Consider the following 23298-nt stretch of genomic DNA (forward strand, 5'->3'; position numbering starts at 1 on the left):
TCCCCTGTACCCCCTTCAAAGGGGGATTAGACACAACATAACATGATGAACAGAATCAAACTAAAACTTCAGGAGAATAAAAAAATCCTCTCCATATATTTCACTGCCGGTTACCCTTCATTGAACGACACGGTAAAAATCATCCAAGATTTGGAAGAAAGTGGGGTGGACCTCATCGAGATAGGATTACCCTTTAGTGACCCTTTGGCGGATGGCCCTACCATTCAAGCAAGTTCCACGGCCGCTCTTAAAAATGGAATGACCACCACCCTGCTCTTCGAGCAACTGAAGGATATTCGTAAATCAGTTTCCATTCCCTTGATTTTGATGGGGTATTTCAATCCTGTTTTGCAATATGGCGTAGAGGAGTTTTGCCAAAAATGCGAAGAAATTGGCATTGACGGACTCATTCTTCCGGATCTACCCCTTGATGTGTATCAGGAGGAATATGAAACCATCTTCAAAAAGCACGGTTTGATCAATGTGTTTTTGATTACTCCCCAGACCAGTGATGCCCGTATCAGGGCCATTGATGATGCTTCGGAAGGGTTTATCTACATGGTAAGCTCCGCCAGTACCACAGGGACCAAGGAAGGTTTCGGAACGGAACAAGCCACTTATTTTGAACGCATTGCAGGGATGAAATTGAAGAACCCACAGATTGTTGGGTTTGGGATCAGCAATGCACAGACCTTTCAGCAAGCTACGGAACAGGCCAAAGGAGCCATCATCGGCTCGGCCTTCATCAAACATTTAACACAAAATGGGGTGAACGGAATCGGTGGTTTTGTGGGTCAAATTCGTTAAATTTCAGGTTTTAAAATGAATCCTGATCTGTCTCATGAAAAAGACCCTTTCATTCCTCTCAATCCTACTTTCATTCTCCCTTTTTGCCCAAGATGACGTGTCCGTCAAATCCCAAGTGGCGGATGTCATAAAGGAACTCCAAGAATTCATCGCCATTCCGAACGATGCCCTTAAGCCGGACGATATTGACAAGAACATCATGTGGCTGAAACGAAAGTTCGGGGAGCGCAATTTCAATACGGCGGTCCTAGAAACGGAAAATCTGCCCCTGTTCTTTGCAGCTACCCCTGTGGACAATGAAAAACCCACGGTCTTGATCTACATGCACTTGGATGGACAGTCGGTGGACCCTAGCAAATGGGACCAACCGGACCCTTATAAAATGGTGCTGAAGGCTCCCGAGGGCGACAGTTTCAAAACCGTTTCCTTTGATGAACTCGGCGACGACATCAATTACGATTGGCGTTTGTTCGGCCGCTCCACATCGGATGACAAATCTCCCATCGTGACCTTGTTGAACACCTTCGACCTGTTAAAGAATGACGGAAAGGAAATCCCGTTCAACGTAAAGGTGATTTTGGACAGTGAGGAGGAAAAGAGCAGCAAACCTTTGCCCAAGGCGGTGAAACAGTACCGCGAATTGTTGGAAGCCGATTTTCTGATGATCGTGGATGGCCCAGTGCATGCCACTGGCGCACCGACCATCGTTTATGGTTGTAGGGGCATCACCACACTTTCCCTGACCACCTATGGCCCCATTAGACCACAGCACAGTGGACATTATGGAAACTACGCCCCAAACCCTGGCTTCCAATTGGCCCAATTACTGGCCAGCATGAAGGATGCCGATGGCAAAGTCACCATTGCTGGTTACTATGATGGGATTACCCTTGACGAGGCCACTAAGGAAATCTTGAAAAGTGTTCCGGACAGCGATGAAGAGATTGCCGAAAGATTGCAATTCAAGTCAGCGGAAAAAGTGGGCGGGTTTTACCAAGAAGCATTGCAATACCCCTCTTTGAACATCCGTGGACTTGGCTCTGGATGGATCGGGGAAAAGGCAAGGACCATTGTTCCCGAGAGCGCAACCGCCGAACTGGACCTTCGTTTGGTAGTGGAAACCGATGGAAACCGCTTGAAAAAATTGGTGAAGGACCATATGGCACAACAAGGTTTCAAAGTGTTGGACCACGAACCCTCCAAAGAAGAACGCATGCAGTACGACAAAATAGTCACTGTAAAAGAAGGGAGCGTCACCGATGCGTTCCGCACCGAACTGGATAACCCTTATGGCCTATTCTTGACCGAGACCTTAAAAAACACCTTTGGTTCCAATGTGGTACAAATACGCACCATGGGTGGAACGGTCCCTATAGCCCCTTTCATCAATGAACTGAAGATTCCCGCCTTCATCGTTCCGATGGTCAACCCCGACAACAACCAACACAGCCCGAACGAAAATGTAAAGATTGGCCAGTTGGCCTATGGGATAAAAATGTTCTATGGCATTCTGTCGACCCCAAAAAGCTAAAGCCGAATACCTGAAAAAAACAAAAAGGCCCCTATAAATAGGGGCCTTTTTTATTTGAATCTGTCCAATGACTAATTTTTCTTTTGCTGACCGGGAGCGTATGCCTTTGCACTCTTTGCCCCGGTTATTTTTTTCGCCTGTCCTGGCGGGATACCATTTTTATTGGCATGGTAATGTGCAGAACATGAAGCCATAAGTGTAACAACGAAAATGATTCCGATAAATTTATGGATTGCTTTCATTTTTTCGAATTTTAGGTTTTGTGATTGAAGTATATACGTAGAAAGAGACTTAAAATTGTCTTAACTAAATCGTAAAAGTTCTAAAAATCGAGTTTACTGCTCATCTTCAAAAAAAGAACGATATTGCATCACCCTGAAATCCAACGTATTGAATTCCGGATGTTTAGCCTTGAGGTCTTTGTAGGCCTGTAAACTCCCCACAGCACGGTTGGCGGCACCCGAAGGGGCGGTCAGGGATATGGTTTTGATGGTTCGATGCTTCTCGACTCCCCTCGAAGTGACAGGCAATTCGAATTGATGGATCCGTGGTACTTCATCATTCACCACATCCAATTTTAGGTTATGTTCCTTCAAGAGTTTCCGGAAGAAATATTCCGGGCCGTTCTTGCTGTTGCCCCCCATAAAAAGAACGGTATGGATGTTCCCATACTTTTTAAGATATCCGACCAAATCCCGAAGTTCCACATTTTGCATCCCCAGATCGGATGCATCAATTTTGGTACGCTCGGCACTGGCAACAATATCGCAAACCCCGATCTTATGCTTCCGGAGGAATGTTTCCCGCTGTGAGATGGCCTCAAACGTGGTCTCGTACTTCAATCCCAGATCAAAGATGCGGTCCAGAATGGGCCAGAGCATGCCATTGCAACTCCCATAGCAAAAATCGACATCTTCCTTCCTGAGATCGCCCGTAGTGAAACGGGGTGGCGGCAAGGTTCCCACAATCAATTTGGTGGCCTCTGGAAACAAAAAAGGTTCGTAGGGGTGTGTATGTTTGAATGGTTCTGGGTTCAAGGTCTAAAGTTGAAAATTTTAAACAAAACTCGTTTAAACTTGTTGGACTTTCTGGACAATGAGTGAAAAAAGTCAAGAGTCAGACAAAAAAAAACCACCACACTAATAATCTAAAAAATTAGCGTGATGGTGTTTTCCTCTTTAACTTTTTAACTCTTTGGCAAAACCCAAACATTTTGGTTTACGCCGAATTCCTACTGGCGTTGATGTTCCCGTACAGAGAACGTGTCACTATCTTTTCGTACAGTTCCTTGAATTCCGAATCCTGTGTAATATGATACAGGGCATTCTGCTGGATCACCAACAGTGGCAACACTATTTTTTCCCTGATCTTTACGGATTCCCGGGATACCTCCTCATCTTCCATCAAGATCTTGAGCCCTGAAATCTGGAGGAGCATTTTCTTGGAAAGTTGGAATTCTTGATGGAGAATGTGCCAAAACTCCCCAAATTCAGGATCGTCCTTCATGTAACTGGTCAGGTTGAAGTTGGTCTTGGCCAAGGACATCATACTGTTGTGCATCAGTGCCCTGAAAAAGGGAACTTCCTTGTACAGCTTCTTGACCTCATTGAGCCTTCCTTCGTCCTTGAGTTGCTGAATGGCAGTCCCTAGACCGAAATATCCGGGCACGTTCTGTTTCAACTGGCTCCAGGACCCCACAAAGGAGATGGCCCTAAGGTCCGACAGGGTCAGCTTTGCCTTGTTGCCCCTCTTGCCCGGCCTACTGCCAATGTTCGCTTTGGTGTAATATTTCAAGGTACTGCGGTGCTCCAAGTAAGGAATGAACTTTTCATGCTGCTTCAGGGCATCGTATTTATCAAAGCTCAGATCCGAAAGTTCCTCGATCAATTTTCGCTGCGCAGTGGTTATGACAAGCTCCTTTCCAAAGATATTGTTGCTGAGCCCAGCGGTGAGCAACTGTTCGGAGTTATGCTTGAACTGTTCCTTGGTGCCATAGGTACTGGTTATGGTCTGCCCTTGGATGGTCAGTTGGATCTCATGGTTGGCCACATCCTTGGTCTGGGCGGCATAGAACCTGTGGGTCTTGCCCCCTCCCCTTGCCGGTGGTCCTCCCCTTCCGTCAAAGAAAATGGCCTTGATCCCGTTCTTCTTGCAGACCTTGCTCAGTGTTTCCTTGGTCTTCAATATGGACCAGTTGGCCTTCAAGTAGCCCCCATCCTTGGTCCCATCGGAAAATCCGAGCATGATGGTGTGCATTTCGTTTCGTTTCTCCAGATGCTTTCGATACTGTGGAATGTCAAAAAGGGTCTGCATGACTTCTTCGGACACTTCCATCCCTTTCATGGTCTCAAAAAGGGGAACAATATCGAAGGTGATGTCCTTCTCGTCCCAACCACACCATCTGAACAGCCCGAAGACGAACAATACGGCAAAAATATCCTCGGAGTTACTGATGATGTACCTATTGCAACCATCTTCCCCGTTCGTGTTCTGTATTTCCCGTAGCTGTTGGATATTGGCAATGGTATCCTTCACGATTTCATCATCAAAATCCGCAGCATCCAACTTCAGGTTCTTTTGGAGCAACCATTTCACCAAATCCTTTTCCTTGAGTTCTTCCAAGTTCTCCTTGATGGCCCCTTCCTTCTTCAATACCGTTTCCACCACCAATTTGTGCTTGCTATGGTCCTGACGGATATCCAAAGTGGCAAAATGGGTCTTGAAGATGTGTACCTTGTCCGTGAAACTATCCAAAAGGTCCAAGTACAGTCCGTGATAGTCCGCTATCAGTTTTTCCCTGATGACCCCCAAAAGTCCAATGATCTCCGCGTAGGTAATCGGAACCGTCGGGTCAAACATGGCCTTGTACAGTTTGTCGCTCAGCGCAACCAGGTCGCCCTGCATACTTTTGAAGGTGAGCTTTTTACGAAGTTCCTTCAACTCATTGTAATAACACTTCATCAAGGTGAGCCTCAGTTCATCGGCCACTTGTCGAGTAATATCCGCCGTAACATACGGGTTTCCATCCCGGTCACCACCTGGCCAAAAGCCCAGTTTGATGATGTTGTAATTCTCAAAATCCTCATCCTTGATATTGCTCTTCACATACTGGTACAACTCCCCAACGGCATTGTAATAGGTATTTCGGAGGATATAGATGATGTTCTTGGCCTCGTCCAAAGGAGTCGGCTTTTTCGCATTGATCAATGAGGTGAGGCCCAACTGTTGAAGGGTCACATCAATGTCGTAGATCCTGTCCTCGTCTATGAGCGAACGCAACTCGGCGATGATGTCCAGAACAGCGGGGGTATAAAACTGTGTGGGGTGTGCCGTCAAAACGATCCGCGCACTGAAGGTGGACAGTTTTTTGGAAACCTTGTCCCAATTCTTGGTACGGTTCACCAATTCAAAGTAATCCTTGATGGTGAGCGAGTTGCTGTATTTTTGGAGCTGGGGAAAGGCAGAATCCTCCACACTATCATAAAGTACCACCTGGCGTTCCACGTATTGGATGATGCGGAACATAAAATCCAAACGTTCCCTTTCGTCCTTGATATTGGCGAAGTTGGTGAAAAAGACCTCCAAAATCTCTTTGGGGTCCTTGCCCTCCCTTAGCCCCCTTTCGCACTGATCGAGCAAAACGGGAATGAGGATCCCCACATTTTCAATATTCTTATACGGCAAGCTCAAGAAAAGGCTATTGTATATATTGAACTTGTTGGTGACCGACTTTTTGAACTCTTCTAACCGTCTGGACTGCTGCATGGATGTTTCGGTGTTTGTGTTTGTATATTGAATGATGTCCTCAAAGATCGTGATTATAGCGCAACCTTTGGGGCAAATTTGAATGTATCACAATTTAGGGCAGGTGTCCCATAAACGTAACAGCTCGCCCCATTTTTCCAGAACATAGGAAATCTGGCAGTTTTCCCCAAAAAATCAGCGCACAAAAACCGGCTCGTTGGGTTTTTGGGTGTGTTCTTGGCTGAACGTATAGCCATCACGATCAAAACCTTTGATGTCCTCCAAGGTCATGGCATCGGTGTCCAGGATATAGCGCACCATGGACCCCCTTGCTTTCTTGGCGAAGAAACTGATGACCTTTAGCTTGTCGTCCTTCCAATCCTTAAAAATGGGTGTGATCACGGGCACCTTCAGTTTTTTCCCATCAACGGCCCCGAAATATTCGTTGCTGGCCAGGTTCACAAACAGTTCACCATCTTCCAACTCGGCATTCAAGTGGTCGGTGAGCTGCTTTTTCCAAAACTCGTGCAGGTTTTTTTTGCGTCCCACTTTCAATTGGGTCCCCATTTCCAACCGATAGGGCTGCATCAGGTCCAAAGGCTTTAATATTCCATAAAGACCGGACAAAATCCGGAGCGTGTCCTGTAATTGATCCAATTTTTTCTCCGGGATGGTGTAGGCATCAAGGCCTTGGTACACATCGCCATTAAAAGCATACACGGCCGGTCTTGCATTTTCCGGGGTAAAAGGGGGCTCGAACTCTTGGTTGCGCTCCCAGTTCAGTTGGGCCAGATTGTCAGAAATGGACATCAACTGGGAGAGTGCCTTTGGCTTTTTCTTTTTCAGGACCCCGTTCAACTTTTGGGCTTCTTCCAAAAACTGTGGCTGGCTATATTGTGATGTGGGCAACGCCGTTTCAAAATCGAGCGACTTGGCCGGGGATACAACAATTTTCATGTGTTCTAATTTTACTGTTTTTAAAACTTGCCTAAGCTATCTTGATGGCACCAAGAATGGTCATGGCTCATTCCATTTACCTCAATATTTGGTAAAAATAACGAAGGATTTGGTTTCATGGAAAGATACGCAAAAGGTGTTTTCAATCTAAAGATTGAAAGAAACTATGATTCGTGGTGCTTGGCATATCCACGCCATTTTTCGATACAGTTCACCATATCTTCGGGCAACTCGGTATTGAACCGCATGAACTCTCCTGTCACAGGATGCTCAAAGCCCAAGGTCTTGGCGTGCAATGCCTGTCTGGGCAATACCTTGAAGGCGTTTTCCACAAACTGTTTGTACTTGGTGAAAGTGGTCCCCTTCAATATTTTTTCGCCACCATAGCGTTCATCATTGAAAAGCGTGTGCCCAATATATTTCATGTGCACCCGTATCTGGTGGGTCCTGCCCGTTTCCAGTCGGCATGAGATCAGGGTAACATAGCCAAACCGCTCCAGCACCTTGTAATGGGTCACGGCTTCCTTGCCATCATCCCCATTGGGATAGACCATCATCTGCAAACGGTTCTTGGGGTTTCGCCCAATGTGCCCCTCAACGGTGCCTTCATTTTCTTCCACATTGCCCCAGACCAGTGCCACGTATTCCCGTTCACTGCTCTTGTCAAAAAATTGTTGGGCCAAATGGGTCATGGCCCCTTCGGTCTTGGCGATGACCAACAATCCAGAGGTGTCCTTATCGATTCGGTGTACCAATCCCGGTCTTTCCGAGCTGTTATTGGGCAAGTTTTCAAAATGGTACACCAATGCATTGATGAGGGTCCCGGAGTAATTGCCATGCCCCGGATGGACCACCATACCGGCAGGCTTGTTCACCACCAAAAGGGAATCGTCCTCATAGACAATATCCAATGGAATGTTCTCAGGGGTCAACAGAAATTCATAGGGAGGATGCTCGAACATGACCTTGACCTCATCCCCGGCCTTCACTTTATAGTTCTGTTTTACCGTGGTGCCATTGACCCAGATATGTCCTTGCTTGGCCGCCTGTTGTATCTTGTTCCGGGTGGCATACTCGATAAAGTTCATCAAGAATTTGTCCACGCGTAGCGGTTCCTGCCCTTTGGAGGCCACGAACCTGTAATGCTCAAAGAGTTCGTCCTGAGAGAGTTCTTGGTTATCCTCGAAATCCATGGCTATTGGGAATCTGCCTGTACACGTGCACTTTCGGGTATGGTCCCATTGCCACAGATCAGTTCAATCTTGGAGGTCTTGGGCAACTTGTCGCCAGGCTTTACATATTTTCCCCTGAACTTCATGTTATAGACCATGTCCTTGCCCAGTTGGTCGATATAGGTGACCCGTTCCACTTCCAATCCCACGGCCCTGAGCATGGCCGTTGCGTTGCGCTGGGTAACTTGGATGATATCGGGAACGCTCACTTTTTTATAGCCTGAGGGATTTACGGTAAAATAGATCTTACGATTGTCCTTTACCTTGTTGCCCGCTGGTGGGTTCTGGGCCAAAATGGAAAATCTTGGATAATCGGGGTTGTATTCGGACGAGTCGAGCACCTGATAGCGCAATCCCACTTCCTCGACCGCTTTTCGCATTTCGGCCACCGACATTTTTGAAAAGTCCGGGACTTCCACGAACTCACCGTGGTTGGTCGTGCCCTTGAGCCATTGCAAGGTGGCAAAAACAATCACCACCATGGCCACAACGGCCAGTCCCAACTGTATGAGGAACGTTTTACTTTTTAAGAACTCCAAAAAATTTTTCATGCGGAAAACCTTATCGGAACAAATATAGGAAAGCCTTCCCTTTTTTCTTTACTTTGGCAAAGCGATATTTTGAAAAGCAGATGAAAAAGAACATTGCCATTATCATGGGCGGCCACTCCAGTGAATACAATATTTCCATCAAGAGCGGCAACGTGGTGCACAAATTTTTGGATACCCAAAAATACAATACCTACCGAATCGTCATCAACAGGGAAAAATGGATCTATCTCGATGCATCCAACCAAGAATTCCCAGTGGACAAGGCAGATTTCAGCATCCAACCCAATGGCACCAAGATCCATTTCGATTGTGTTTTCAATGCCATCCATGGCACACCCGGCGAAGATGGGCTATTGCAGGCCTATTTTGAACTGCTGGGCATTCCCCACACTTCTTGCAACCATTACGAATCTGCCCTTACCTTCAACAAAAGGGATTTGCTGAGCACGCTGAAGCCCTATGGCGTACCCTGTGCCACTTCCTACTATCTGAACAAGGGTCAGGCCGTGGATGAGGCGGGCATCGTGGAAAAAGTGGGACTCCCCTGTTTTGTAAAGGCCAATCGGTCCGGTAGTAGCTATGGGATTTCAAAAGTGTACCAAAAGGAAGAACTGGCCGGTGCCATAGACACAGCTTTCAAAGAGGACAGCCAAGTGATCATCGAATCTTTTCTGGACGGCACCGAAGTATCTGTCGGCGTGATCACCTACAAGGGCGAAGTGACCGTACTGCCCATTACCGAAATAGTCTCCGAGAACGATTTTTTTGATTTTGAGGCCAAGTACATGGGCAAATCACAGGAAATCACACCTGCCCGGATATCGGCCGCGCAGGAGACCAATGTGAGGAAAATGGCTGAATTCATTTATAGGACACTGGGACTGAAAGGCTTCACGCGAAGTGAATTCATCTTTATCGGGGATGTGCCCCATCTTTTGGAGGTCAACACAACGCCCGGACTGACAGAGGAAAGCCTACTGCCCCAACAGGCCGGCGTAGCTGGAATTTCCTTAAAAACCTTGTTCGACAGCGCCATTGAGGAGGCCTTACGATAGAAAACCGTATTTTTGATAAAAACCTTCAACCATGAGACGTGCAGTGTTCCCCGGTTCTTTTGACCCCCTTACCCTTGGGCATTTCGACATCATAAACAGGGGCGTCACCCTCTTTGATGAACTGGTGATTGCCATCGGGATCAATGCCGACAAAAAATACATGTTCTCCCTGGAGGAACGTACAAAGTTCATTGAGGAGGCCTTCAAGGACCAGCCCAAGATAAAGGTGATGACCTATGAGGGCATGACCGTGGACTTCTGTAAAAAAATCGGGGCAAGTTTTATTTTGAGGGGGCTCCGGAACCCTGCTGACTTTGAGTTTGAAAAGGCCATAGCCCACACCAACCGCAAACTTTCCGAAATAGAGACCGTGTTTTTATTGACCTCATCAGGCAAATCCTACATCAGCTCTTCCATCGTTAGGGACGTTATTCGCAACGGTGGTGACTATACGGGGCTGGTTCCCGAAACAGTCGTAGTCAACTTCTGATTCTTTTACTACATATTTTTCTGTCATTTTCAATATTTCCATTGAAATACCACCACAATATTGACATATGTCAAGAAAACAACATTTTTCGGGCCTTTCACAACAATAAATAAGTAGGCTGACACATTACCCTTACATTGGTCAGAAATTTCTTTAGAGCATAAAGTTTCCCTAATACCCCCGAGTTTTGAAAGCAGTCGAGAGAATTGCACAACACTACTTACTGAAACAATTGCCCAAAGCAACTGCCCTGGTCGCTATGGACGGAATGGTTTCGGACGCCTCAGATTCATGGCTGAATATTTTTGGGATAGCCCCAAAGGACAGTATTGGGGTCAATATTTTTGCCCTCTACGGAGAAAGTGATGCCCTAAGGGAAAAGCTAATGGAGAGTCGAACATTTTCCTTAAGACATTGTATTGGGAAAGAGATGGACAAGCGTTGGCTTGAAAGCACCTTTGCTCCTTGGTACGATGAAAAGGAAAATATAATAGGCACCATTATCCAGACCGATGACATTTCCCGAGAAGTGGAGAAAGAACGGGAGTTGGAGAAGGTAAACCACATCCTGAAGACCAAATCCGAGGTATCACAAGTGGGTTGCTGGGAATATACGATCGAGACAGAAGAACTTTTTTGGTGCGATGAAACCAAGAAGATTCACCATGTAGACCCATCCTACACTCCCAATGTGACCGATGCCATAGCCTTTTACAAACAGGGATATAGCCGCAACAAAATAGCAATGCTCGTCCACAGTGCCATCAACGAGGGAACCCCTTTCAATAAAAAATTGACCATTGTGACCCAAGATGGTGAAGAAAAATGGGTAAGTGCCGCAGGAAAACCGGTACTTGAAAATGGCAAGATCGTAAAATTGTTCGGGACCATTCAGGACATCAATGTGCAGGTCACTACCGAAACCAGGATCAAGCACCACCAGCAATTGCTCACCGCCCTTATTGACAACCTTCCACTGAACGTGTTCGTGAAGGACTTGGATTCCAGAAAAATCTTGGTCAACAAGGCCGAATGTCAATATTTGGAAAAAAGTGCCAAGGACCTTATTGGCAAAACCGATTTTGACCTTTATGAAACGGAGGTCGCCAAAATATCGAGGGAAGAGGACCTTGAAGTGATCAGGACCCTAAAGCCCATGCTCGGGAAGGAGACCATCAGCATCAAGAAAAATGGAAAGGCCACCAATTTCCTGACCTCCAAGATACCCCTCTTCGACCTCGAAGGAAAGATAAGTGGCCTCATCGGCATAGGCATGGACATCACGGCCATGAAGAAAAAGGAGGATCAGTTGAGGAACTTGATCAACATTACCTCCGTACAGAACAAAAAGCTCATCAATTTTGCCCACATCGTATCGCACAACCTGCGTTCGCACTCGGCAAACTTCTCCATGCTGCTGAAGTTTTTGTCCGAAGAGGAAAATGAAACGGAAAAGGCACATATCATGGAAATGCTCAACCAAGCATCCGACAGTTTGCTGGAGACCTTGGAGAACCTCAACCAGGTCGTGGACATCAACACCAATGTGACCTTGAGCAAACAACCGCTCAACCTGAACTTAAGTATATCCAAAGTACGTCAGAACCTTTCCGCTTTCCTGGAAAAGAACAAGGTAAACATCATCAACAACATCCCAGCGGACATGATGGTATGGAGCGTTCCCGCCTATTTGGACAGCATTATACTGAACTTGGTCACCAATGCCGTAAAATACAGCAGTCCGGACAGGAACCCTATCATTACCATGGATGCAAAAAAGGGAGAGAAAACATTAATTTTCAGCGTATCGGACAACGGTATGGGAATAGACCTTGAAAGATATGGCGATAAAATATTTGGCATGTATAAAACGTTCCATAATAGGAAGGATGCCAAAGGTATAGGCCTATATATCATCAAAAATCAGATAGAGGCCATGGGCGGAAGTATAACAGTTAATAGTGAAGTGGACAAAGGTGCTACCTTCAATGTATATTTTAATGAAGAAAGTAAGTAGTATTTTTATTGTGGACGATGATCCCATAACCGTATTTGGCATTAAAAAAGTACTGAAACCAGTGGCCATGTGCGATGATGTGCAAATTTTCCAAAACGGAAAGGAAGCCTTTGACGCCCTGAAGGAACGGACCGAGAAAGACCAATGCATTCCCGAAGTGATCTTTTTGGACATCAACATGCCCATCATGGACGGTTGGGATTTTCTGGAAGAACTCATCCGCTTGGACATCAAGGAACACATCATCATCAACATGATCACGTCTTCCATAGACCCATTGGACTATCAAAAGTGGAACGAATTCAAGGACAAGTGCCCACACACGCTCAATTTTAAGAACAAGCCCATCTTCAAAATTGAGACCAGCGATTTGGACAGCATCAACATGGCCTCGTAAGCAGATAATTCGTTATTTTTGGGATTGCCAAAAGGTCAATTCCTTTTTGGTCCAACTGATAACAAATACGTGCCACCTTGAAACATATCCTCTTTTTTGCAGTCCTGCTCCTGTTCATTTCCTGTGAAACCGAAACACAGAACAAGGAAACCTCTTACCAGACCGTTTACGAAGCATCTGGGGAGAAAGAGACCGCTACCTACGCCGAGACCATTGATTTCTATATAAAGTTGGCCCGTGACTTTCCCCAGATAAACATACACACCATTGGAAAGACAGATAGTGGACAACCCCTTCACATGGTGACCTTCAACCCGGATGGCGACTTCAACTTTGAGAACATCCGAAAAGAAAAATCGATCATCCTCATCAACAATGGCATACACCCAGGAGAAAGTGATGGCATAGACGCCACGATGATGCTCTATAGGGACCTTGCCACCAAGAATGTGCCGGCACCCGAAAAAACGGTATTGGTCACCATACCTATCTACAATATTGGAGGTGCCCTCAACAGGAACTCCACCACCAGGGCCAACCAAAATGGTCCGCTGGAATATGGTTTTCGGGGAAATGCCCTGAACTATGACCTGAACAGGGACTTCATCAAAATGGACTCCAAGAACGCCAAGACCTTCGCGGACATCTTCCATTTGGTAAAGCCCGATGTGTTCATAGACAATCACGTCAGCAACGGCGCCGACTATCAATACACATTGACCCATTTGTTCACCCAACACAACAAGTTGGGCGGAGATCTCGGAAAATACCTCTACAGTTCCTTCATGCCCGACATTGAAAAGTCGTTGGCCGAAAAAGATTGGGACATCACGCCTTATGTGAACGTTTTCAATATGCCCCCGGAGTTGGGTTTCAGTCAATTTATAGACCATCCCAGGTATTCCACAGGCTATACCACACTTTGGAGCACTTTGGGACTGATGGTGGAAACCCATATGCTAAAACCCTACAAACAAAGGGTAGATGGCACCTACGAGATCATGGAAAGCTTGATTGCCGTAGTGGAAAAAGAGCATGAAAACATAAAGAACCTACGCAAAGAGACCTTGGAAAAAAACCTCGATCTCACCGAATATTACCTGAACTGGCAAGTGGACACCACACAAAGTTCCACACTCCAGTTTAAAGGATTTGAAGCGGAGCAGCTTACGAGCGAGGTGACCGGACTTCCGCGTTTAAAATATGACCGGACAAAACCCTTTACCAAAGAAGTGGTCTATCAGGACCAATATTACCCCACCGATACTGTTTCCGTTCCCGATGCCTACATCATCAGACAGAGCCAACAGAAGGTCATAGAAAGATTGGAGGCCAACAAGATCCAATACTTCAAACTGGACAAGGATACTTCCCTGAACGTGGAGACCTATACCATCTTGGACTACAAGACCCGGAACGCACCCTACGAAGGACATTACCTCCATTATGGCACCAAGGTGGAGAAAAACACCAAAAAGGTCAGTTTTAAACCAGGGGATTATGTGATACCTACCCGTCAACCGGGCATAAGGTACCTTCTGGAAACCTTGGAGCCACATGCCGTGGACTCCTTTTTCAACTGGAACTTCTTTGACACCTTCCTTCAGCAGAAAGAGGGCTTTTCGCCCTATGTTTTTGAAGATGTCGCCTTGGATATGCTACAGAAAGATACCATACTTCGCCAAAATTTTGAGACCAAAAAGAAGCTGGACCTCAATTTTGCGAACAACTGGTACGCACAACTGGATTGGATTTTTGAACGCTCCGTACATCTGGAGGAAGCCTATCTCTCCTACCCTGTATATCGGGTGGCAAAGGGTAGCGAAGCCTCTGGCATATTGGCTAGGAAATAAAGGGGTCGGCAAACAATATCCTGATATTGTTGTACGAATTTTTTAGGGCCTTTGCAGCCTTTTCAGGGCCTTTCCATTTCACCTTTTTGATACCTTCGGCCTTCTCGGCAACCAATTTTCCGGTATAGTCCGTGGACATGAGGAACCAATGGGTCTGCTTTAACCGATATTCCCCATTCCGTTTGAAAACATGGTAGGTGGTACGCAGAAATTTTTCAATCACGAGGTCTTTCACCCCGGTCTCCTCCTCCACTTCGCGGATAGCGGCTCTTTCAATGGATTCCCCTTTGTCCACCTTTCCCTTCGGCAGGTCCCATTTTCCATTTCTGTGGATGAACAGTACCTTGCCCTTTGCGTTCACCACAAAGCCTCCACCTGCGACCACCACGGGAATCTTGTGCATGAAAAGCTTGAGTATCTTGTCCCTGTCCGGATGGTACAGGTAGGCCTTTTTCAATTTCTTTTTGGACAACAGCTCAATGGCCTCCATAATGGAATCACCGTCCAATGAAAACAGGTTTCCGTTGGATTTTTCAGGGCGCTCGTTTGTTAAGATCAGTGGGGACTCATTAACAAAAACTTCATACATTTGCGCAATGGTTTTAGATAAGGGAATTGCTAAAAAGACAGCGGAGCTGCTTTTACAAATTAATGCAATAAAGTTGGAACCCGAAAATCCGTTTACATGGGCATCCGGGTGGAAATCCCCAATTTATTGCGACAATAGGATTATGCTCTCCTATCCGGAAATCCGGAATTTTGTGAGAGAGGAAATGGCCAAACAAGTGGAAAACCTCTACGGAAAGCCCGATGTGATCGCCGGGGTGGCCACAGGTGCCATAGGCATAGGCATTTTGGTGGCAGAAGCACTGGGATTGCCCTTCATCTATGTGAGGCCCGAACCCAAATCCCATGGACGGCAGAACCAGATAGAAGGCCAATTTGAATCCGGCCAATCCGTTGTGGTCATCGAAGACCTTATCAGTACCGGGAAAAGCAGTCTCAATGCCGTTAAGGCCCTAAAGGACCAAAATGCAAAAGTAAAGGGCATGCTGGCCATCTTTACCTACGGTTTCCCCGTGGCGACCACCAATTTTGAGCAGGAAGGTGTGGAACTGCACACACTCTCCGACTACGAACATTTGGTGGAGCAGGCCTCCGAGACCCATTACATCAAAGAATCACAATTGAAGACCCTGCTGGAGTGGAGATCCAATCCGCAGGAATGGAAATAAACGAACATCATGCACATAGAGACCTCCAAAAAGAAAGTATCCAAGAACGATAAGGACGTTTTTGATTTCCTCACGGACATCAAAAACTTTGAGACCCTGATGCCAGACAATATCGACAAGTTTGAGGTTCTGGATGAAAACACCTTCAAGTTTGCCCTAAAGGGCATGCCGGAAATCGTGCTTAGGTTGAAGGAACAATACCCCAATGACAAAGTGGTCCTTGGTGCCGCCAGTGACAAACTTCCCTTTACGTTGACGGCGGACATTACACCCTTGGGAGAAAATGAAAGCGAAGTGGGCCTAAGTTTTGAAGGTCAGTTCAACGCCATGATGGCCATGATGATCAAATCGCCCATCACGAATTTCATGGAGACCCTTTCCAAAAACTTGGACAAAATATAATCAAAAACGGCGGTGGGTTTGAGGCGGTAGTTTGCTGTATCCCCGTTCAAGTTCAAGCTGAAGTTTCAAGTTCAAGAACAAATCCCAAGTTCCAGGCTTCGGAAGGCAGGCAGGAAACTTCAAACCATTCCGACTTCAAACATCGTCTAGCGAGCACCAACCTCCTGACTCTAAATTCCCATAACGAACAACAGTTCAATAGAGCAGGGTTACCTCTTTCAGGTCAAATTCCCTAAAAATGTGGTCCTCAAGCTCCAAAACCAGCTTACCCATGGACGACACTCCACGGATGAACCCCATGAACAGCTCGCCATCGGCATGGGTAAAAGTGGAAGGCTTGTCCTTTCGGAACAGTCGATTTTCATAGGCAGGCAAGAGCTGTTCCATCGTTTGGCCCTCCATCCCATCCAAATGCGTTTGTAATTTTTCCAGAATCCGGTCCAAAAGTCCGTCAAGATCATAAAAATGGCCCGTGATGGATTTTAAGGAGGATGCTTTGTCCAGATTCCCAAAATCTTCTTGGTTCACGTTCAGTCCTATCCCAATGATCGAATGCTGCACCCACTGCCCTTTTAGGACATTCTCGATCAAAATGCCACCGATTTTAAAAGAACCTGACATAATGTCGTTGGGCCATTTCACCTTCAAATCAGGTATGGCATGCTCCTCCAAGGCATCACAGACCGCCAATGACACCCCAATGTTCAACAAAAATTGCTGTTCTGCCAGCAACGAATCAAAGTGCTTCAAAACACTGAAAGTTAGGTTTTTACCCTCTTCAGATTCCCAAACGGAACCCATCTGTCCCCTACCCTTGAGCTGTTTCTTGGCCTCAATGGTGGTATAGTCTGCCAAGGGGCCGGATGACTGTAGGAGCCCCTTCAAAAATACATTCGTGGAATCCGTGGCATCAAGTTTGATTATCCGAGTATGTTCTCCCAATGTGGTACGCCTTATCGATTTGTTAAAAACTAAGGCTAAGAAAACAAAAAAAATATAACTTTGTAAAAACTAAAATTTTTGAATGCAGAAAACGAAAGCCAGCGCAGATGAACTGATTGCCTTGATTTTGCACGGGATAGAAGACGTAAAGGGGGTTGATATAAATCTACTGGACCTAAGGGAAATCGAAAACACAGTTTGTGACTACTTCATAATCTGCAACGGTACTTCCAACACGCATGTCAATGCAATCGTTTCCTCTATACAAAAAACCGTAAGCAAAGCCATCCAAGACAAGCCTTGGCACGTTGAAGGTTCAGACAATGCCGAATGGATATTGATGGACTACGTAAACGTGGTGGTACATGTATTTCAAAAACATATTAGGGAATTCTACGACATTGAAGGACTTTGGGGAGATGCCAAGGTAACGATGGTGGAGAGCAGCTACAATTCTTAAAAAAAATGGCAAAAGAAAACAATCCAAATACCCCTAAGAAACCTCGTTTTAGTTCGTGGTGGATATACGGCGTGGTGATCGCTTTGATCATCGGCTTCCAGTTCTTTGGAGGAAGCAGCTTCTCCAGTACCGAGAAGACCACAACTTCAGAACTACAGGAATTTTTACGCAATGGTGACATCTCCAAGATCGTCATCATCACCAATACACGCCAGGCCAAGGTATATTTGACCGAAGAGGCCCTCAACAAGGATGTGCACAAAGGAGTGGCCAAAAAGCCCCTTTTCCCTTCCTCCAGTTTGATGCCCCAGTATATCCTGGATTATGGTGACCTACAGATTTTCCAGAACGAGATCACAGAGATCAAGAAAGAGAACAACCTGGATACCATTGTGGAGTTCGATACCGAATCCAATGTTCTGGGCGATTTATTATTGTCATTGCTGCCCTTTGCGTTGATCATTGCCATCTGGATCTATTTGATGCGCAGAATGTCCGGTGGTGCCGGAGGTGGTGCCGGAGGACAGATTTTCAACATCGGAAAATCCAAGGCCAAACTATTTGATGAAAAGACCGATACCCGCACATCGTTCAAGGATGTCGCCGGTCTGGAAGGTGCCAAGGAAGAAGTACAAGAGATTGTGGAATTCCTTAAGAACCCTGATAAATATACCTCGCTCGGTGGAAAAATACCCAAAGGGGCCCTTTTGGTTGGACCTCCGGGAACAGGTAAGACCCTTTTGGCCAAGGCCGTGGCCGGAGAGGCAAAAGTGCCTTTCTTCTCCCTGTCCGGTTCCGATTTTGTGGAAATGTTCGTAGGTGTGGGAGCTTCCCGCGTGCGTGATCTTTTCAAACAGGCCAAGGACAAGTCCCCTGCCATCATCTTTATTGATGAGATAGATGCCATTGGACGCGCAAGGGGCAAGAACAATTTTACAGGTTCCAACGATGAGCGCGAGAACACCTTGAACCAGCTGCTCACCGAAATGGACGGGTTTGGCACCAACACCAACGTCATTGTACTGGCCGCCACAAACCGTGCCGATGTACTGGACAAAGCCTTGATGCGTGCCGGACGATTTGACCGTCAGATCTATGTGGACCTTCCCGACCTGAACGAAAGAAAAGAAATCTTTGAGGTGCACTTGCGCCCCATCAAGACCGCGGAGACATTGGACCTCGACTTTTTGGCCAAACAGACCCCAGGTTTCTCAGGTGCTGACATCGCCAACGTATGTAACGAGGCCGCCCTTATTGCTGCCCGTAAAGAGAAAAAGGCGGTGACCAAGCAGGATTTCCTCGACGCCGTGGACAGGATTGTCGGTGGTTTGGAGAAAAAGAACAAGATCATTACCCCCGAAGAGAAAAAGACCATTGCATACCACGAAGCCGGTCACGCCACCGTGAGCTGGATGTTGGAGCATGCCGCACCTTTGGTGAAGGTCACCATAGTTCCACGCGGACAATCGTTGGGAGCAGCTTGGTACCTACCCGAAGAGCGCTTGATCGTTCGTCCGGAACAGATGTTGGACGAAATGTGTGCCACCATGGGAGGAAGGGCCGCTGAGAAGGTCATCTTCAACAAGATTTCCACAGGAGCTTTGAGCGATTTGGAAAAAGTGACCAAACAGGCCAGGGCCATGGTCACAATATATGGTCTGAACGATAAATTGGGGAACATCACCTATTACGATTCATCTGGCCAGAACGAATATGGGTTCACCAAGCCCTATAGCGAGGAGACCGCACAGCGAATCGATCAGGAAATATCCAAAATGATAGAGGAGCAGTACCAACGCGCCATCAAGCTCCTGGATGACAATAAGGACAAATTGACCGAGCTTGCTGACAGGCTTTTGGAAAAAGAAGTTATCTTTAAGGACGATCTGGAAAAGATTTTTGGCAGAAGACCTTTTGAAAAAGAAGAGGAAAAACTGGAGCCTGCCAAATAGATTGGGTTCCAAAAGATGGAGTCTAAACTGAAATAGAAAAATGCACTCGATACGGTAAATGGGAGTTTTTAAAAAGATTTTCGGAGGAGGAAAAAAGGTTTCCAAGGAAACTTTGGAAACCCGTGGAGACCACATGCCCGATCTGAAAATTCCCATTGACGAAAAGTTCACCATCTATTTCAAGAAAAACGGGGGAAAGTTCATCTACTGCGAGGACTTTTCAGAAATATCCGATGCGTTGAAAAACATCATCTCGGAGAACAACTGGCAGAACCACATGCTCTATTCCCTCGACCCCAGACTGGAAAACCGCTTTGCTTCAGAAAAACTTGAATTTACGGGCAATCGGCAGGAAAGTGACATTTTCTTCACCACCTGCGAACACCTTGTTGCCCACAACGGCTCCATTTTGGTATGTTCCAACCAGATCAAGGAAAAGAAATTGGACGAACTCCCCTCCAACCTGATCGTGTTTGCCACCACAAGCCAATTGGTGGACTCCATCAGTGGGGCACTCAAGATCATCAAGGAAAAATACCGTAAGGACATTCCCAACAATATCACCACGCTAAAGCATTTTCAACCTACACCGGAGAACAAAGACGATTTCCTTTCCTATGGAAGTGCCTCAAAAAATGTCTATCTTTTACTCCTGGAAGACTACTAGTACATGAAAGAAATTTTAAGGCGCTCCATAACGGGGGTCATCTACGTGGTGCTTCTCTTGGGAGCGGTTTTTTTAAGTTCGGATGCCTTCGATTTCCTTTTTATGGCCTTTGGACTTGCCTGCCTGTATGAATTCAAACGCATCGTAAAGCTCAAGGGATACGCCATCTTTGTCGCTTATCTGGCACTCTGGTGGGTATTCATCTATCTTGTTCAGGACGGCGCTCTGGTGACCCTTCTCATGCTACTGACCATAACGGTGGACCTAGTGCTCCTTGCTTTTCTATTTTCCAAAAGACCAAAAGAGTTTACGGAGCTCCAAAAATTCATCATTGCCGTTTTCTACATTGGTGGCGGATGTATCTTCCTGACCATGATCCCCTATAAGGATGATGCCTTTGCCCAATTTTTGATCATGGGCATCTTTATCCTGATCTGGGTCAACGATACGTTTGCCTATTTGGTGGGAAGGGCCATGGGCAGAACAAAATTGTTTCCTGCAGTTTCTCCAAAAAAAACCATTGAAGGTTCTGTAGGAGGTCTTATTTTTGCACTGGTGGCCGCCTATATCCTTTCTTGGTACGAAACCAAGCTCAGCTTGATGGAATGGATGGCAATGGCCACCCTGATCGTGGTTGCGGGAAGCCTTGGCGATCTTTTGGAATCCAAATTCAAACGTATGGCGGGAGTGAAGGACAGTGGTGCCATCCTTCCCGGTCATGGCGGGGTTTGGGACCGATTGGACAGCTTGGTGTTTGCTTCGCCATTTGCATATTTGATACTTAATATTTTCTCCTATGTTTCATAAAGAGGGTCAAAAAATAGTCATTTTCACTTTTTTTCTTGTGGTTGCCGCCCTATTTGCCGCACAGTATTTGATTGATGTGGAATGGGCACGGTTCACCATACAGATTTCCGCCCTTGTTGTCCTGATTGCCATTCTCCAGTTTTTCAGGAACCCCAAAAGACCGGTGACCCCCAATTTTGATGAGATCTTGGCTCCCGTGGATGGGAAGGTCGTGGTCATAGAAGAAGTGGATGAACCTGAATATTTTAAGGAACGTAGAAGACAAGTCTCTATTTTCATGTCACCCGTGAACGTGCATGTCACCCGATACCCTGCCAGCGGAACTGTAACCTATTCCAAATACCATCCCGGGAAATATTTGGTGGCCTGGCACCCCAAATCCAGTACGGAGAACGAACGTACCACCGTGGTGCTCCATACTCCTAAATTTGGTGAGATTGGGTACCGACAAATTGCCGGGGCCATGGCCAGGCGTATTGTCAATTATGCGGAAGAAGGCGAACAAGTGACACAGGGTGAAGATGCGGGCTTTATCAAGTTTGGGTCCAGGGTAGACCTTTTGTTGCCCTTGAATTGCAACATCACCGTGAAACTGAACCAAAAAGTGACCGGGGCCAAAACCTGCATTGCATCTGTAAGAAGAGAAGATGATTGACGAAGCCTTGCATAAAAAATTTGAGGAGGCGGTAGCTTTTGTGAACAGCTATACGGAACCATTGCCCGCCGATTTGCTACTAAAACTGTATGCCTACTTCAAAATTGCCAACCGAAATTTTGACAATCCGGGCAGCAGGACCCCATTGATCAATGCCTTCAAGGCCAATGCCCTGTTCCAAGCGAAGAACATGGGCCGAAAAGAGGCCATGGAAAAATACATCGAACTGGTGGATTTGGAAATTAGGACACTCTAGGACGCCAAGTTGGTTGCCGCATATGGCTTTTCAAAATAGGTGAAATATACGCCGCCAAAAATGGTGATCAAAAAATAGATGGCCACGGAATAACTGGCCATCGGCAAAAAAGAATCGATTCCGAACCAATCCTTGGTGAAGAAAATCAAGGCCAACCCCGCCACTCCCCGGAACACTTCAATCCAGACAGCATACTTTTTTCGGTCCATCAAGGTCGTGTACCCATAGACGCCTATAAAGACAAAGCCCCCGAACAGCAAAAGGCCATCAAACCCAATGTTGGAATAATTGTAGAACATAAAGAGCATCAGGGCCGTGGTCATGATGAGTTGGAACAAGGCATATACCTTCAGCGAATTGGAAGCTTCCGGCCGGTATTTCTCAAAATTATAGACATCTTCAATGATCTCTACCGGATGGGCTGACTTGACATCCGCAGGCCGCCAGCCAGTAGGCATGAACCAAATCCGTAGTTTGTCCCAGTAGCTCCTGGTCCGCCATGCATCCTTCACTAGTCGCCACAAATGCTGAAAATTGATGATGATGGGATTCCACGTGTTGGCAGGTTTCAAGACACCATATTGGGGCGGTACCTTATCCAGTTCCTCCTGAAATGTTCCGAACATCCTGTCCCAAATACAGAATATCTGCCCTAAGTTCTTGTCGATGTATTCCTTGTTGATGGCATGATGAACCCGATGCTGCGAAGGGGTAACGATCACATACTCCAACCATCCCATTTTTCCGATATGTTGGGTATGGTACCAAAACTGGGCAAAAAGATGGATAGGCGCCAAAACAGCGATGACCTCATGCGGGACCCCAAGCAGGGCAGCAGGGATCAAGAGCAGCGCATAATAACCCAAAAGATTGGAAATGGGCTGGCGAAGGGCACAGGCCAGATTGAATTCTTCACTGCTGTGGTGAATGACATGCTGGTTCCAGAAAAAATTGATGTGGTGGCTGAGGCGATGGTTCCAATATCCCGCAAAATCAAGCACGATGAAGGCCACCAACCAGACCAACCAGGTAGCCTTGATTTCGGTAAGCGCCAAATGTTCCAACAAAAATGGATAGCTGACCAGAACGAGTACCAACCCCAAAGAATCCTTTACCACATTGGTCAGCCCCGAGCTGAGACTGCTCACGGTATCCATCAGGTTGTGCTTCTGGTTTTTCACAAAACGGCCGTAGAGCACTTCGAAAAGTACCAGACCTATAAAGAAGGGAGTGGCATATAACAATGCCGTTGCATACGATTCCATTCCAAAAGTTTAAAATTTTAGTC

At 46.4% G+C, this 23298-nt stretch carries 24 protein-coding genes; 15 read left to right on the forward strand and 9 right to left on the reverse strand.

Translation table 11 applies throughout. The features are described from left to right. Positions 1–45: 45 nt before the first annotated feature. Positions 46–807 (forward strand): tryptophan synthase subunit alpha, encoded by a 762-nt coding sequence (gene trpA / locus DB398_RS09575; protein WP_108424174.1) that lies wholly within the window; start codon positions 46–48, stop codon positions 805–807. Positions 808–841: 34 nt separating this feature from the next. After that, positions 842–2338 (forward strand): M20/M25/M40 family metallo-hydrolase, encoded by a 1497-nt coding sequence (locus DB398_RS09580; RefSeq protein ID WP_108424175.1) that lies wholly within the window; start codon positions 842–844, stop codon positions 2336–2338. A 71-nt stretch (positions 2339–2409) separates the two neighbouring features. Here DB398_RS09580 and DB398_RS18440 read toward each other — a convergent pair whose 3' ends face one another. From DB398_RS18440 to DB398_RS09605, 6 genes are all read right to left on the reverse strand, one after another. Further along, a complete protein-coding gene (locus DB398_RS18440; protein ID WP_199913378.1) occupies positions 2410–2580 on the reverse strand; it encodes a hypothetical protein in 171 nt (56 codons plus the stop codon). Positions 2581–2673: 93 nt separating this feature from the next. Beyond that, the gene (locus DB398_RS09585; protein WP_108424176.1) at positions 2674–3375 is read right to left on the reverse strand and encodes a uracil-DNA glycosylase family protein; all 702 of its coding nucleotides are present in this window, start codon (positions 3373–3375) and stop codon (positions 2674–2676) included. Between the two features lie 181 nt (positions 3376–3556). Beyond that, on the reverse strand, positions 3557–6103 hold the full coding sequence (locus DB398_RS09590; protein WP_108424177.1) for a phosphoenolpyruvate carboxylase: 2547 nt from the start codon (positions 6101–6103) through the stop codon (positions 3557–3559). A 174-nt stretch (positions 6104–6277) separates the two neighbouring features. Continuing rightward, complete coding sequence (gene yaaA / locus DB398_RS09595) at positions 6278–7039, reverse strand: peroxide stress protein YaaA (RefSeq protein ID WP_108424178.1); 762 nt, start codon at positions 7037–7039, stop codon at positions 6278–6280. A 164-nt stretch (positions 7040–7203) separates the two neighbouring features. After that, positions 7204–8232, reverse strand: a complete 1029-nt coding sequence (locus tag DB398_RS09600) for an RluA family pseudouridine synthase (RefSeq protein WP_108424179.1) — start codon at positions 8230–8232, stop codon at positions 7204–7206. 2 nt (positions 8233–8234) lie between these two features. After that, positions 8235–8822 carry a PASTA domain-containing protein gene (locus DB398_RS09605; protein ID WP_108424180.1) on the reverse strand — a complete coding sequence of 196 codons (588 nt, stop codon included), beginning with the start codon at positions 8820–8822 and terminating at the stop codon, positions 8235–8237. Between the two features lie 80 nt (positions 8823–8902). Between DB398_RS09605 and DB398_RS09610 the strand changes: the two genes are divergently transcribed. The 5 genes from DB398_RS09610 (at position 8903) to DB398_RS09630 (ending at position 14634) form a co-directional block, all read left to right on the forward strand. After that, positions 8903–9877 carry a D-alanine--D-alanine ligase gene (locus DB398_RS09610; protein ID WP_108424181.1) on the forward strand — a complete coding sequence of 325 codons (975 nt, stop codon included), beginning with the start codon at positions 8903–8905 and terminating at the stop codon, positions 9875–9877. A 31-nt stretch (positions 9878–9908) separates the two neighbouring features. Continuing rightward, positions 9909–10367 (forward strand): pantetheine-phosphate adenylyltransferase, encoded by a 459-nt coding sequence (coaD, locus tag DB398_RS09615; RefSeq protein ID WP_108424182.1) that lies wholly within the window; start codon positions 9909–9911, stop codon positions 10365–10367. A gap of 187 nt (positions 10368–10554) precedes the next feature. Continuing rightward, positions 10555–12384 (forward strand): PAS domain-containing sensor histidine kinase, encoded by a 1830-nt coding sequence (locus tag DB398_RS09620; protein WP_234416185.1) that lies wholly within the window; start codon positions 10555–10557, stop codon positions 12382–12384. Then, a complete protein-coding gene (locus tag DB398_RS09625) occupies positions 12368–12781 on the forward strand; it encodes a response regulator (protein ID WP_234416189.1) in 414 nt (137 codons plus the stop codon). Before DB398_RS09620 ends, DB398_RS09625 begins: the two co-directional genes overlap by 17 nt. A 77-nt stretch (positions 12782–12858) precedes the next feature. Beyond that, positions 12859–14634, forward strand: a complete 1776-nt coding sequence (locus DB398_RS09630) for a M14 family metallopeptidase (RefSeq protein ID WP_108424185.1) — start codon at positions 12859–12861, stop codon at positions 14632–14634. Here DB398_RS09630 and DB398_RS09635 read toward each other — a convergent pair. After that, on the reverse strand, positions 14624–15223 hold the full coding sequence (locus DB398_RS09635) for an NUDIX hydrolase (protein WP_108424186.1): 600 nt from the start codon (positions 15221–15223) through the stop codon (positions 14624–14626). The genes DB398_RS09630 and DB398_RS09635 overlap by 11 nt on opposite strands. 7 nt (positions 15224–15230) lie before the next feature. Here DB398_RS09635 and pyrE point away from each other — a divergent pair, with 7 nt between their 5' ends. After that, positions 15231–15869: an orotate phosphoribosyltransferase gene (pyrE, locus tag DB398_RS09640; RefSeq protein WP_072879547.1), complete on the forward strand. Its 639-nt coding sequence runs from the start codon at positions 15231–15233 to the stop codon at positions 15867–15869. 9 nt (positions 15870–15878) lie between these two features. Next, on the forward strand, positions 15879–16271 hold the full coding sequence (locus DB398_RS09645) for an orotate phosphoribosyltransferase (RefSeq protein WP_108424187.1): 393 nt from the start codon (positions 15879–15881) through the stop codon (positions 16269–16271). Between the two features lie 195 nt (positions 16272–16466). Here the strand turns inward: DB398_RS09645 and DB398_RS09650 are convergent, their stop codons facing one another. Then, complete coding sequence (locus tag DB398_RS09650) at positions 16467–17213, reverse strand: biotin--[acetyl-CoA-carboxylase] ligase (protein ID WP_108424188.1); 747 nt, start codon at positions 17211–17213, stop codon at positions 16467–16469. Positions 17214–17295: 82 nt separating this feature from the next. Here DB398_RS09650 and rsfS point away from each other — a divergent pair, with 82 nt between their 5' ends. Genes rsfS through DB398_RS09680 form a run of 6 tightly spaced genes read left to right on the forward strand, consistent with a single transcriptional unit; the run spans position 17296 to position 22010 of the window. After that, positions 17296–17673 (forward strand): ribosome silencing factor, encoded by a 378-nt coding sequence (gene rsfS / locus DB398_RS09655; protein ID WP_108424189.1) that lies wholly within the window; start codon positions 17296–17298, stop codon positions 17671–17673. 5 nt (positions 17674–17678) lie between these two features. Further along, positions 17679–19625, forward strand: a complete 1947-nt coding sequence (ftsH, locus tag DB398_RS09660; protein ID WP_108424190.1) for an ATP-dependent zinc metalloprotease FtsH — start codon at positions 17679–17681, stop codon at positions 19623–19625. A 58-nt stretch (positions 19626–19683) separates the two neighbouring features. Further along, on the forward strand, positions 19684–20292 hold the full coding sequence (locus tag DB398_RS09665) for an LUD domain-containing protein (RefSeq protein ID WP_108424191.1): 609 nt from the start codon (positions 19684–19686) through the stop codon (positions 20290–20292). Between the two features lie 3 nt (positions 20293–20295). After that, entirely contained in the window at positions 20296–21099 is an 804-nt protein-coding gene (locus DB398_RS09670; protein WP_108424192.1) for a phosphatidate cytidylyltransferase, read from the forward strand. Next, entirely contained in the window at positions 21089–21754 is a 666-nt protein-coding gene (locus DB398_RS09675; RefSeq protein ID WP_108424193.1) for a phosphatidylserine decarboxylase family protein, read from the forward strand. Before DB398_RS09670 ends, DB398_RS09675 begins: the two co-directional genes overlap by 11 nt. Next, positions 21747–22010 carry an acyl-CoA-binding protein gene (locus DB398_RS09680; RefSeq protein ID WP_108424194.1) on the forward strand — a complete coding sequence of 88 codons (264 nt, stop codon included), beginning with the start codon at positions 21747–21749 and terminating at the stop codon, positions 22008–22010. The genes DB398_RS09675 and DB398_RS09680 overlap by 8 nt, the downstream gene beginning before the upstream one ends. Here the strand turns inward: DB398_RS09680 and DB398_RS09685 are convergent. Beyond that, positions 22007–23275, reverse strand: coding sequence for a sterol desaturase family protein (locus tag DB398_RS09685; RefSeq protein ID WP_108424195.1), 1269 nt, complete (start codon positions 23273–23275; stop codon positions 22007–22009). The genes DB398_RS09680 and DB398_RS09685 overlap by 4 nt on opposite strands. Between the last annotated feature and the right edge of the window lie 23 nt (positions 23276–23298).

The organism is Flagellimonas amoyensis (assembly GCF_003058265.1).
In the GTDB taxonomy this organism is placed as follows: domain Bacteria; phylum Bacteroidota; class Bacteroidia; order Flavobacteriales; family Flavobacteriaceae; genus Flagellimonas; species Flagellimonas amoyensis.

What these genes read in the sequence shown, in the direction of transcription:
- DB398_RS09645 (WP_108424187.1), top strand. Translation starts at nt 15,879, where the DNA reads ATGCACATAGAGACCTCCAAAAAGAAAGTATCCAAGAACGATAAGGAC.
- DB398_RS09680 (WP_108424194.1), top strand. Translation starts at nt 21,747, where the DNA reads ATGATTGACGAAGCCTTGCATAAAAAATTTGAGGAGGCGGTAGCTTTT.
- DB398_RS09635 (WP_108424186.1), bottom strand. Translation starts at nt 15,223, where the DNA reads ATGTATGAAGTTTTTGTTAATGAGTCCCCACTGATCTTAACAAACGAG.
- DB398_RS09580 (WP_108424175.1), top strand. Translation starts at nt 842, where the DNA reads ATGAAAAAGACCCTTTCATTCCTCTCAATCCTACTTTCATTCTCCCTT.
- DB398_RS09590 (WP_108424177.1), bottom strand. Translation starts at nt 6,103, where the DNA reads ATGCAGCAGTCCAGACGGTTAGAAGAGTTCAAAAAGTCGGTCACCAAC.
- yaaA (WP_108424178.1), bottom strand. Translation starts at nt 7,039, where the DNA reads ATGAAAATTGTTGTATCCCCGGCCAAGTCGCTCGATTTTGAAACGGCG.
- DB398_RS09600 (WP_108424179.1), bottom strand. Translation starts at nt 8,232, where the DNA reads ATGGATTTCGAGGATAACCAAGAACTCTCTCAGGACGAACTCTTTGAG.
- DB398_RS09605 (WP_108424180.1), bottom strand. Translation starts at nt 8,822, where the DNA reads ATGAAAAATTTTTTGGAGTTCTTAAAAAGTAAAACGTTCCTCATACAG.
- DB398_RS09625 (WP_234416189.1), top strand. Translation starts at nt 12,368, where the DNA reads ATGAAGAAAGTAAGTAGTATTTTTATTGTGGACGATGATCCCATAACC.
- DB398_RS09675 (WP_108424193.1), top strand. Translation starts at nt 21,089, where the DNA reads ATGTTTCATAAAGAGGGTCAAAAAATAGTCATTTTCACTTTTTTTCTT.
- rsfS (WP_108424189.1), top strand. Translation starts at nt 17,296, where the DNA reads ATGCAGAAAACGAAAGCCAGCGCAGATGAACTGATTGCCTTGATTTTG.
- ftsH (WP_108424190.1), top strand. Translation starts at nt 17,679, where the DNA reads ATGGCAAAAGAAAACAATCCAAATACCCCTAAGAAACCTCGTTTTAGT.
- DB398_RS09610 (WP_108424181.1), top strand. Translation starts at nt 8,903, where the DNA reads ATGAAAAAGAACATTGCCATTATCATGGGCGGCCACTCCAGTGAATAC.
- DB398_RS09670 (WP_108424192.1), top strand. Translation starts at nt 20,296, where the DNA reads ATGAAAGAAATTTTAAGGCGCTCCATAACGGGGGTCATCTACGTGGTG.
- DB398_RS09685 (WP_108424195.1), bottom strand. Translation starts at nt 23,275, where the DNA reads ATGGAATCGTATGCAACGGCATTGTTATATGCCACTCCCTTCTTTATA.
- pyrE (WP_072879547.1), top strand. Translation starts at nt 15,231, where the DNA reads ATGGTTTTAGATAAGGGAATTGCTAAAAAGACAGCGGAGCTGCTTTTA.
- trpA (WP_108424174.1), top strand. Translation starts at nt 46, where the DNA reads ATGAACAGAATCAAACTAAAACTTCAGGAGAATAAAAAAATCCTCTCC.
- DB398_RS09665 (WP_108424191.1), top strand. Translation starts at nt 19,684, where the DNA reads ATGGGAGTTTTTAAAAAGATTTTCGGAGGAGGAAAAAAGGTTTCCAAG.
- coaD (WP_108424182.1), top strand. Translation starts at nt 9,909, where the DNA reads ATGAGACGTGCAGTGTTCCCCGGTTCTTTTGACCCCCTTACCCTTGGG.
- DB398_RS18440 (WP_199913378.1), bottom strand. Translation starts at nt 2,580, where the DNA reads ATGAAAGCAATCCATAAATTTATCGGAATCATTTTCGTTGTTACACTT.